Below are 10,112 nucleotides of genomic sequence, written 5' to 3' on the forward strand. Positions count from 1 at the left end.
ATCGTGGTTGCAGGGCACCATGACATTCGCGGATCACCAGGGAGGAGACATCGCAGTGGTTCTGGTGCGTGCAATCGACGGCTTGAACGAAATAGTCGGCAGGATCGTCTCTGTTCTGGCGATCATATTCGCGGCGATCATCATATATGACGTCGTTCTGCGCTACGTGTTCAGCGAGCCGACACGCTGGGCCTTTGATGTTTCCAAGCAGTTGTTCGGCTTCTATTTCGTGCTGCTCGGGGGCTACGCATTGCGGCACAACGCGCATGTGCGCGTCGACATCCTGACGGAAAGATTCGGCCACAACGCGCAGCGCATCATAAGCCTTCTGGGCTATGTCATCTTCTTCTTTCCGTTCGCCTGGGTCTTTCTGACCCGATCCTGGGAATTCGCCATGCGTTCCTGGTCGCAGGGCGAAGTGACATACGGCGCCATTCAGATGCCGGTCTATCCGCTCAAGATGGCCATGTGCGTGGCAGCGGGGCTCTTGCTGCTGCAAGGGATCTCGGAGGTTCTGAAAATTATCTTCGACCGGCAGGAGGTCTCTGAATGAATCCCGAATTTATCGCGGTTCTGATGTTCGGCCTGCTGCTGGCGGGCTTGTTCCTCGGGCATCCGCTGGCTTTCGTCCTGGGCGGCACGGCCGTGTTGACTGCGATCATCGCGGGCAAGCCGATGGTTCTGGGCATCGTCATCAACCGGATCTTCGGCGACGTTCTGGACAACTACACCCTTATAGCCATTCCGCTTTTCGTTCTCATGGCGCGGTTCCTGTCGGATTCAGGCGTAACGGACCGAATGTTCGAAACCCTGCGCCTGCTGCTCAGCCAGGTTCGGGGCGGACTTGCCCTTGCGGTGGTTTTCATCTCGATTCTTCTGGCCGCGACAACGGGCATCATCGGTGCCTCGATCACGGTCATGGGCGTCATGGCCCTGCGCCCGATGCTGCAATACGGCTACGCGCCTTCGCTCACCGCCGGGGTGATCGCCGCATCTGGCTGTCTCGGCATCCTCATTCCGCCGTCCATCATGCTCATCCTGATGGCAAGCTATTCGCCCCTGTCGGTGGGCGAACTCTTTGCCGGCTCGATGATCCCCGGTGTCATGCTCGGGCTCAGCTATGCCGTGTATGTCTACTTCATTTCCGTGATAAGACCGGACCTGGCCCCGGCGGTCGAACCCGAAGAGAAAGTCGAACGCGCCACGCTCCTGCGTATGCTGGTGGTCGAGGCGCTGCCGCCGCTGGTTCTGATCTTCGGCATTCTCGGGTCACTTCTGGCAGGGATCGCCACCGCGACCGAAGCGTCGGCCATCGGCGCAGCATTGGCGCTCCTCATCGTGATTGCGCGTGGCCGGTTCCGGCTTGGCAGTTTCTACGGCGCGATGCTCGAAACCGGGCGGACCTCTGCGATGATCCTCTTCATCGTGGTGGGGGCGACCGCGTTCACCGGCGTCTTCAATATTACCGGCGGTCTGCGAGCAACACAGGAGATCATCCGGACCCTGGACATGGAACCGTGGATGCTGATCACCATGATGATGGTGATCGTGTTCATCCTGGGCGCGTTCCTCGACTGGACCGGGATCGTGCTCTTGTCCTTCCCGATCTTCCTGCCCATCATCCAGGAAATGCCCGATGTGAACCTGTTGTGGTTCGTCGTGCTGATGGCGGTGGTCCTTCAAACCTCGTTTCTGACACCACCATTCGGATATGCGCTGTTCTACCTCAGGGCCATTGCGCCCAAGGAATTGCGCACAGGCGCGATCATTCGCGGCGTTCTGCCGTTCATCGCGCTGATCGTAGTGATGTGTCTGCTCGTCGCCCTGTTCCCGGCGCTGGTCACATGGCTGCCGGACGTCCTCTATACCCAGTAACCTCAACCATGGAAAAGGGAGAGACCATGACTATGAAGGTGATAACATTGGCGGCCGCGGCCGCGACAGCGGTGGCCAGCCATGCCACGGCGCAGGAAAACTGGACGATGACCACCACCTGGCCCTCGTCTCTGGAACTGATCGAAACCGACAAGCACTTTGTCGACCTGGCCAACAAGCTGACGCAAGGCGAGCTGACCATCGAGTTCTTCGAAGGCGGCGCTCTCGTCCCTTCGGGCGAGGTGTTCGGTGCTGTCGAATCCGGCACGATCCAGGCCGGCGCGGACTGGCCCGGCTACTGGGCCGGACGCGACGCCGCCTTTTCGCCGCTGGCGACCACCCCCAGCCTCTTCAATGCTGTCGACTACGTGAACTGGATTCAGCAATGGGGCGGCGCGGAACTCTATAACGAGATCTACGGCCAGTTCGACATGGTCTACCTGCCCTACGGCGTGACCAACAACGAATCCGGCTTCCGCACCAACGAGCCGATCGTCAATCTGGAAGACCTGCAGGGCAAGCGGCTGCGTCTTTCGGGCCTCGAGCAGGGCAAGCTGCTCGAGCGGCTCGGCGGTAACCAGGTGTCGATGGCCGGCGGCGAAATCTATCAGTCGCTCGAGCGCGGCGTGATCGACGGTGCCGAGTTCTCGACTCCCAATGTCGACTGGTCGGGCGGCTTTCAACAGGTCACCCAATACTGGGCGACACCTGGCTGGCACCAGTCGGCCTCCGTGTTCGGCGTGATGATCAACAAGCCCGCCTGGGACGCGCTGAGCCCCGAGACCCAGGAGAAACTGCAGATCGCGGCAGACGCGACACTGCTGTGGTCGCTGGCCTTCACCGAAAAACGCGCCACCGAGGCCTATGCCAAGTTCGACGAAGCCGTCGAGATCAACCGCTACGACGACGAAACTCTGGAGCAAGTCCAGCAGATGGCGAATGAGGTGATCGTCGAGACTGCCTGCGAGAACCCGAACTCGGCCAAGGTCTATCTCAGCATGGTGGAATATCTCGAGGACTATGCCCAATGGCGCGACGCCTCGGCCCCGTTCAACCTTGGGCGCACGCCCAACGGCCCGGACGTTGCCGCACTGCGAGACTGCGCAGGCTGAACTCCTTGAACAAGACTGAACCGAATGCCCGCCTCAAGGCGGGCATTTTGCATTTGAATTTGCAAGCCTTGTCCATACTGCTCCCGGATAAAGCACCGCCAACAGAGTTTTTCAAAGAAGATCTTGCCCGGGCCTCAGCCCGCCCGCGCCCACTGTAACTGTTCGTTCGTTTCCACCGCGCAGGGCCGCACCGCGCGCAGCCGTGCCAGCGCCGCGTCCGCGTCCTCGCCGGCCTCCACCATCAGGCGAAGCGCCGCCATGCCCGACCGCCCGCAGCCACCGAAACAGTGGATCAGTACGCGCCCCCCGCCTTGCAGCGCGCTGAGCGCGGTCTTGCTGGCGACATGCCAGTCCTCGATCCGCTCGGGCGCGATCACCCCCATGTCCTCGACCGGCAGGTGGATCCACCGCGTACCCTTGTCCTGGATTTCGGCACCCAAATCCGACAGGCCGTGACTGACCTGCTCGGACACCGTCGTCATCGACAGCACAAGCGCCGGCTTCCAGTCCGCCAGATGCTGCAAGTCGTCCGCCCAGTGCCCACCCCGCCCCGGCATCGGCGCGATGCCAAGGATCCCCTCGGCCACCGGCAGCGCGTATATGACGAAGTTCGACATGCTCCCGGCTCCTCAGAGACGGTCCGCCGCGAACGTATCACAGGACCGCAGGTCGCCGCTCTCGTAACCGGTGGCGAACCAGCGCGACCGCTGTTCCGACGTGCCGTGGGTAAAGGTATGCGGCTGCGGCACGCGCCCCGCGCGTTTCTGCAAGTGATCGTCCCCAATCCGCCGCGCCGCGTTCAGCGCCTCCTCGATGTCGCCCGGCTCCAGCAGCCCCTCGACCGACCGTGCCCAGACCCCCGACAGGCAATCGGCCTGCAACTCCAGCCGCACCGTCAACTGGTTGGCCTCCACCGGGCTTGCCTGCTGCCGCGCGCGGTTGACCTGCGGCAGGATGCCCAGCTCGTTCTGCACGTGATGCGCCACTTCGTGGGCAATCACGTAGGCCGAAGCGAAATCCCCCTTCGCCCCCAGGTCCCGCGACAGCGTGCCGAAGAACTCCGTGTCCAGGTACGCCTTGCGGTCCGCCGGGCAATAGAATGGCCCCGTCGCCCCCGACGCTCCGCCGCAGGGGCTCTGCGTGACCCCCGAATACAGCACCAGCACCGGCGGCACGTATTCCCTGCCAAGCTGTGCCTCGAACACCCGGTCCCAGACCTCCTCGGTGGTCGCCAGAACACGCGAGGTGAACTCTGCCGCCGCTTCGTCCTCGGCGCTGATCTCGCGCGGGGCGGTCTGCTGGCCGCCCGCACCCTCCAGCAACGGTGTGATGTCGATCCCGGTAAAATACCCGATTGCCAGCACGATCAGCAGCCCGACACCGCCAAGGCGCAGACCGCCGCCGCCCATGCCCCGCCGATCCTCCACATTCCGGCTGCGCCGAAACCCTTTCAACCGCATGATGCCCCCCAAGCACGATGTATCGCAACCAACATAGCCCGGTTTTCGTTCTGTCGGATATATTGAATCTCATACGGACAATCCGCAAGGAGACGGGAATGCCCCAGGACGACACCAACTCCGACGAACTGGACAAGAAGACCGAATGGGCCGAGGAGCGCACCGACTGGGCCTCGGACCGCACGATCCTGGCCAACGAGCGCACTTTCAACAGCTGGATGGGCACCGGCCTGGGCGCGGTCGCCGTCGCCATCGGTCTCAAGGCCGTCTTCGGGGAGTTCGAGCCCACCTGGGCCGCCAAGGCCGTTGCCAGCGCGTTTCTCGGGATCGCCATCGTGGTGTTCTGGGCCGCCCGCATACAGGCGCGCAAAACAATGCGCCGCATGGAAAATCACGATGCCGCGCCCATGCCCACGCGCAACTTCACCCTGCTCGCCAGCCTGATGACGCTGGCCACCCTTGCCACCGGCGCCATCCTCTGGAGCCTCTGACCCCCTCACCGCCTGCTGGACCCCGGCGCGTCCCGCCTCTACTCTGCCCGGAAACCCGAATCCCAAAAGGCATTGCATGAGCGAGACCCAAGACAAAGGCTACCAGGTCCTGGCCCGGAAATACCGCCCCGAGACCTTTGCCGATCTCGTCGGGCAGGACGCCATGGTGCGCACGCTCAAGAACGCGTTCGCCGCCGACCGCATCGCGCAGGCCTTCATCATGACCGGCATCCGAGGCACCGGCAAGACGACCACCGCCCGGATCATCGCCAAGGGCATGAACTGCATCGGCCCCGACGGCAACGGCGGCCCAACCACCGATCCCTGTGGCCAGTGCGAAAATTGCAAGGCGATCATGGAAGGCCGGCACGTCGACGTGCTGGAAATGGACGCGGCCTCGAATACCGGCGTCGGCAACATCCGCGAAATCATCGAAAGCGTGCACTACCGCGCCGCCTCGGCCCGCTACAAGGTCTACATCATCGACGAGGTTCACATGCTGTCCACGGGCGCGTTCAACGCGCTGCTGAAGACGCTCGAGGAACCCCCCGCCCACGTGAAATTCATCTTCGCCACCACCGAGATCCGCAAGGTTCCCGTGACGGTCCTCTCGCGTTGCCAGCGCTTCGACCTGCGCCGGATCGAACCCGAGGTGATGCTCGACCTCCTGCGCCGCATCGCCGGCAACGAGAACGCCCAGATCGCCGAGGACGCGCTCGCCCTCATCACCCGCGCCGCCGAAGGCTCGGCGCGCGACGCCACCTCCCTCCTGGACCAGGCGATTTCCCACGGCGCGGGCGAGACCACTGCCGAACAGGTCCGCGCCATGCTGGGCCTTGCCGACCGCGGCCGCGTGATGGACCTCTTCGACCTCATCATGAAGGGCGATGCGGCGGGCGCCCTGACCGAACTGTCGTCGCAATATGCCGAAGGCGCCGACCCCATGGCGGTCCTGCGCGATCTGGCCGAGGTCACTCACTGGGTCAGCGTGGTCAAGATCACGCCCGAGGCCGCCGAGGACCCCACCATCGGCCCCGATGAGCGCACCCGCGGCGGCCAGATGGCCGAGGCCCTGCCGATGCGCGTGCTCACCCGCATGTGGCAGATGCTGCTGAAGGCGCTGGAAGAGGTCGCCGCCGCCCCCAATTCCATGATGGCCGCCGAGATGGCGATCATCCGCCTCACCCACGTGGCCGACCTGCCCACGCCCGAAGATCTGGTGCGCCGCCTGCGCGACAACCCGCCCTCGGGTCCCGCGCCCACACCGCCCGGCGGCGGCAATGGCAGCGCGAGCCACGGCGCACCTGCGCCGCAGGCCGGCGGATACGCCCCGACGCACACCACCGGAGGTGGTAACGGCGGCCGCAACGGCGGCGGCGTCACCGCGCTCGCCACCCAGGCCGAGGCCGCCCTCGCGCATTATCCCACCTTCGACCACGTCGTCGAACTCATCCGCGCCCACCGCGACGTGAAACTGCTGGTCGAGGTCGAGACCTCGCTACGCCTCGCCGCCTACCAGCCGGGCCGCATCGAATTCGTGCCGACCAAGGACGCGCCGCGCGACCTCGCCGCCCGCCTCGGCACCCGCCTGCAGAACTGGACAGGCAACCGCTGGGCCGTTTCCGTCGTCAACGAGGGCGGCGCCGAGACCATTGCCGAAATCCGCGACGCCGCCCGCAACGCGCTGGAGGCGCAGGCCCGCGAACACCCGCTGGTCCAGGCTGTCTTCGCCGCCTTCCCCGAGGCCCGCATCGACGAGATCCGCACGCCCGAGGACATCGCCGCGGAGGCCCAGGCCGACGCGCTGCCCGAAGTGGACGAGGAATGGGACCCCTTCGAAGAGGACTGATCCTTGCCGCGCTCCTGACCCTGCCCGTGGCCGCCCGCGCGCAGGACGTCTGCGCCAAGGTCCGTCCCGGCTGGGACGGCGCCCCGGTTCCGGCGTGGGAAGAGGCGGTCCTGCTCTTCGGCTCTCCCGCCTCCCTCGTCCTGCTCTTCGCCTCCGCCCTCGTCCTGCGCTTCCGCAGCGCCTGGGGCGCGCTCGCCGTCTTCGTCGGCTGGAGCCTGCTTGTCTCGGCCTTCACCCTCTTTGATCCCACCGGCGGCCAGCGCCCCGCGGCCGCCGCCGAAGGCTGCATCGGCTCGCCCGCGCTCTATATCGCCATCGTCATGGCCGTCGGCGTGGGGCTGCTGCTCTACACCGGCAAACCCAAGGACGACACGCCTCGCGCCTGACCCGCGCGCATCCCGCGCACCGCCCAAGAATCGCCCCAAACGCATGCTAGGCACCTGCGCCGGAGTAGCGAAAGGCGAAAAAATGTCAGTCGGTTTCAACAGACCTTCCCGCGAACACGCGCGGCTGCGCCGGTGCCACCGCTGCACCGGCTCTGGCCAGGCACCCTGTCAGATCTGTTTCGGCCGCGGCACCACCCACCGGCGCCTGGACCGCCTGGGCAAACCCGTCCACGACCGCTGCGACGGCTGCTTCGGCCGCAAGACCACCCGCTGCGGGCTCTGCAACGGCGAGGGCTACATTTCCTGAAAACCCGGCCTGGTAGGGTGGGTGAAAACCCACGCGCTGGCGCAATCCCCATGGACACGCGCCGCCCCACCGTCCTACCCTTCGGCGCATGACAGATACACCCGAACACCGCTGGCACGACATGGGCGGACGATCCGCCGGCCCCATCGCGATGGAGGGCCACGATTTCGCGCTTTGGGAAAAACGCGTCGACGCGCTCATGGTGCTCTGCGGCGCCAAGGGTCTCTTCACCGTCGACGGCCTCCGCCGCGCGCTCGAGGACATGGGCGAGGACGCGTTCGAGACGCTCAGCTACTACGACCGCTGGATCGCCGCCACCAACCAGAACCTCATCGAGGCGGGCGTCTACACGCTCGAGGAACTGGGCCAGCGCATGGAAGAGGTCGCCCGCCGCGGCCCCACTTATGGCGAGGCGCAGGAATGACCCCGAAAGGAAACCGCGTCCGCGTCAAGGCCATGTATCCTCCGGGCCATGTCCGCGCGCCTTTCTACCTGCGCGGCAAGACCGGCGAGGTCGAGCGCATCCTGGGCCGCTTTCGCAGCCCCGAACAGCTCGCCTACGGCCTGCCCGCCCCGGAAAAGACCCTCTACCGCGTCCGCTTCACCATGGCCGAGCTTTGGGGCGACGCGGCGGAAAACCCCGCTGATACAGTGGATGCCGAGATTTACGACCACTGGCTCGAAGAGGCCTGACATGCCCCACGACCACCATGACCACGATCATCTCTCGCCCTCCGGCCACCCCTACCGGCAGGACAACGACGCCCCCCTCACCTATTTCCAGCGCATGGAAATCGCCGTGCGCGAACTCCTGATCGAAAAGGGCCACCTTACCCCGGCCGAGATCGCCACCCAGATCGACACGATGGATGCCCGCTCGCCCGCCAACGGCGCCGCCGTGGTCGCCCGCGCCTGGACCGACCCCGCCTTCAAGGCCCGGCTGATGGAAAACGCCGGCGATGCCACGCGCGAAATGGGCTTCGACATCGGCCCCCTGCACCTGGTGGCGGTCGAGAACACCGCCGACATCCACAACATGATCGTCTGCACGCTCTGCTCGTGCTACCCGCGCAACCTCCTGGGCCTGCCGCCCGACTGGTACAAGACCCGCGCCTACCGCTCCCGCGCGGTCCGCGAACCCCGCGCGGTCCTGCGCGAATTCGGCCTCGAGCTTCCCGAGACCACGCGCATCCGCGTCCACGACAGCACCGCCGACATGCGCTACATCGTCCTGCCCGCCCGTCCCCCGGGCACCGAAGACATCACCGAGGCCGCGCTGGCCAAGCTGGTCACCCGCGACTCCATGATCGGCACCGGCCTGCCCCTCGCGCCTGAAAACACTTGAGGCAGCCCCGCCCCCGGCGTATCTCCTGCCCATGAGCAGCGCGCCAGAAAAGATCCCCCTCGTCGAACGCCTGACCGGCGCGGCCCTCGTCGCGCCCATCCGCATGGCCCGCCTGCTGCCCTATCGCTGGCGCATCCCCTTCGCGGCCTGGCTGACGACGCGGGTGCTGGCGCCACTCGCGGGCTACCGCAAACGCGTGCGCGACAACCTCGCCCTCGTCCGTCCCGACCTGTCGCAGGCCGATATCGAGACGCTCGCCCGCCGCGTGCCCGACAATGCCGGCCGCAACATGATGGAGCTCTACTCGCCCGAGTTCCCCGACCATGCCCGCAAGTCGCCGGTGGTCGGCCCCGGCCTGCCGGATGTGCGCGCCGCCCGCGATTCCGGCCGACCGGTCATCTTCGTCACCGGCCATTTCGGCAGCTTCAACGCCGCGCGCATGGCGATGATGGAACAGGGCTTCAACATGGGCGTCTTCTACCGCCCCATGGCCAACCGCCCCTTCAACGCGCATTACGTCCGCGCCATGGCCGCGCTCTCCGAGCCGATGTTCGAACAGGGCCGCAAGGGCATGATGCAGATGGTCAAGCACCTGCGCTCGGGCGGCGTGCTGGCGATCCTCAACGATCTCAACGCCCATGACGGCGTGCCCCTCGATTTCTTCGGCAAGCCGGCCCTCACCTCGCTCGCCACCGCCGAAATGGCGCTGAAATTCGATGCGCTGCTGGTTCCGGTCTGGGGCCTGCGCGACCCCGATGGCCTCCACTTCACCATCCACACCGAAACACCCATCGCCCATTCCGACCCGGTCACCATGACCCGCGAATTCAATGCCCGCCTTGAAGCGGCCGTGCGCGACAACATGGAACAATGGTTCTGGATCCACCGCCGTTGGAAAGACGGCACCGGCCCGCTGGCCGACCGCGGCGCCGACTACCTGCGCGAGCTGGACGAGAAGGCCTGATACAAAGGTGCGGCTGCGCCGCGCTCTAATTTTCGTCGAGGGGCCAGCTCCTCGAGCACCCCGGTGTTCGCGAACGGCAACTGTGCGCCCTTTGTATCGAAAGCCTCATTTAATTTTCTGTAGCAACTCTATGGAAGACGCACCTAGGAGTTTAAGTGCAGGGTCGAACGTGGACAGGAAGAGGGATATCCTTAAGCCCATTTCACTTAACCGACTGACACTAATTAATTTTTTTATTGACAATGCTCCCGCCGGAGGCTCCACCACCTGCCGCGCGCGATGAGGTCTGCGCCTCGTCCCCCTGCCGCTTCGACACGGCGGGG

At 65.4% G+C, this 10,112-nt stretch carries 13 protein-coding genes; 11 read left to right on the top strand and 2 right to left on the bottom strand.

Annotation, left to right across the window (positions count from 1 at the left end):
• The first annotated feature begins 19 nt into the window (after positions 1-19).
• From RBB31_RS15270 to dctP, 3 genes are read left to right on the top strand one after another with little or no spacing between them, the layout of a single operon-like run.
• Positions 20-553, top strand: a complete 534-nt coding sequence (locus tag RBB31_RS15270; protein ID WP_306130163.1) for a TRAP transporter small permease subunit — start codon at positions 20-22, stop codon at positions 551-553.
• Positions 550-1,875: a TRAP transporter large permease subunit gene (locus tag RBB31_RS15275; protein ID WP_306130164.1), complete on the top strand. Its 1,326-nt coding sequence runs from the start codon at positions 550-552 to the stop codon at positions 1,873-1,875. Before RBB31_RS15270 ends, RBB31_RS15275 begins: the two co-directional genes overlap by 4 nt.
• A 26-nt stretch (positions 1,876-1,901) precedes the next feature.
• Positions 1,902-2,987: a TRAP transporter substrate-binding protein DctP gene (dctP, locus tag RBB31_RS15280; RefSeq protein WP_306130165.1), complete on the top strand. Its 1,086-nt coding sequence runs from the start codon at positions 1,902-1,904 to the stop codon at positions 2,985-2,987.
• 134 nt (positions 2,988-3,121) lie between these two features.
• Here the strand turns inward: dctP and RBB31_RS15285 are convergent, their stop codons facing one another.
• Positions 3,122-3,604 (bottom strand): protein-tyrosine phosphatase family protein, encoded by a 483-nt coding sequence (locus RBB31_RS15285; protein WP_306130166.1) that lies wholly within the window; start codon positions 3,602-3,604, stop codon positions 3,122-3,124.
• Positions 3,605-3,616: 12 nt separating this feature from the next.
• Complete coding sequence (locus RBB31_RS15290; RefSeq protein WP_306130167.1) at positions 3,617-4,447, bottom strand: neutral zinc metallopeptidase; 831 nt, start codon at positions 4,445-4,447, stop codon at positions 3,617-3,619.
• Positions 4,448-4,545: 98 nt separating this feature from the next.
• Here RBB31_RS15290 and RBB31_RS15295 point away from each other — a divergent pair, with 98 nt between their 5' ends.
• From RBB31_RS15295 to RBB31_RS15330, 8 genes are all read left to right on the top strand, one after another.
• Complete coding sequence (locus tag RBB31_RS15295) at positions 4,546-4,938, top strand: YidH family protein (RefSeq protein ID WP_306130168.1); 393 nt, start codon at positions 4,546-4,548, stop codon at positions 4,936-4,938.
• A 76-nt stretch (positions 4,939-5,014) separates the two neighbouring features.
• Positions 5,015-6,787, top strand: a complete 1,773-nt coding sequence (locus RBB31_RS15300; RefSeq protein ID WP_371931335.1) for a DNA polymerase III subunit gamma/tau — start codon at positions 5,015-5,017, stop codon at positions 6,785-6,787.
• Positions 6,763-7,173 (top strand): hypothetical protein, encoded by a 411-nt coding sequence (locus RBB31_RS15305; protein ID WP_306130169.1) that lies wholly within the window; start codon positions 6,763-6,765, stop codon positions 7,171-7,173. Before RBB31_RS15300 ends, RBB31_RS15305 begins: the two co-directional genes overlap by 25 nt.
• Before the next feature lie 82 nt (positions 7,174-7,255).
• A complete protein-coding gene (locus RBB31_RS15310) occupies positions 7,256-7,480 on the top strand; it encodes a hypothetical protein (protein WP_306130170.1) in 225 nt (74 codons plus the stop codon).
• A 121-nt stretch (positions 7,481-7,601) separates the two neighbouring features.
• A complete protein-coding gene (locus tag RBB31_RS15315; protein ID WP_306130178.1) occupies positions 7,602-7,904 on the top strand; it encodes an SH3-like domain-containing protein in 303 nt (100 codons plus the stop codon).
• Positions 7,901-8,173, top strand: coding sequence for an SH3-like domain-containing protein (locus RBB31_RS15320; RefSeq protein ID WP_306130171.1), 273 nt, complete (start codon positions 7,901-7,903; stop codon positions 8,171-8,173). The genes RBB31_RS15315 and RBB31_RS15320 overlap by 4 nt, the downstream gene beginning before the upstream one ends.
• 1 nt (position 8,174) lies before the next feature.
• Positions 8,175-8,825, top strand: coding sequence for a nitrile hydratase subunit alpha (gene nthA, locus RBB31_RS15325; protein WP_306130172.1), 651 nt, complete (start codon positions 8,175-8,177; stop codon positions 8,823-8,825).
• A 31-nt stretch (positions 8,826-8,856) separates the two neighbouring features.
• Positions 8,857-9,789 (top strand): lysophospholipid acyltransferase family protein, encoded by a 933-nt coding sequence (locus RBB31_RS15330; protein WP_306130173.1) that lies wholly within the window; start codon positions 8,857-8,859, stop codon positions 9,787-9,789.
• Positions 9,790-10,112 lie beyond the last annotated feature (323 nt).

Origin of the sequence: Roseovarius sp. MMSF_3350 (assembly GCF_030733425.1) — a bacterium.
Taxonomy (GTDB): domain Bacteria; phylum Pseudomonadota; class Alphaproteobacteria; order Rhodobacterales; family Rhodobacteraceae; genus Roseovarius.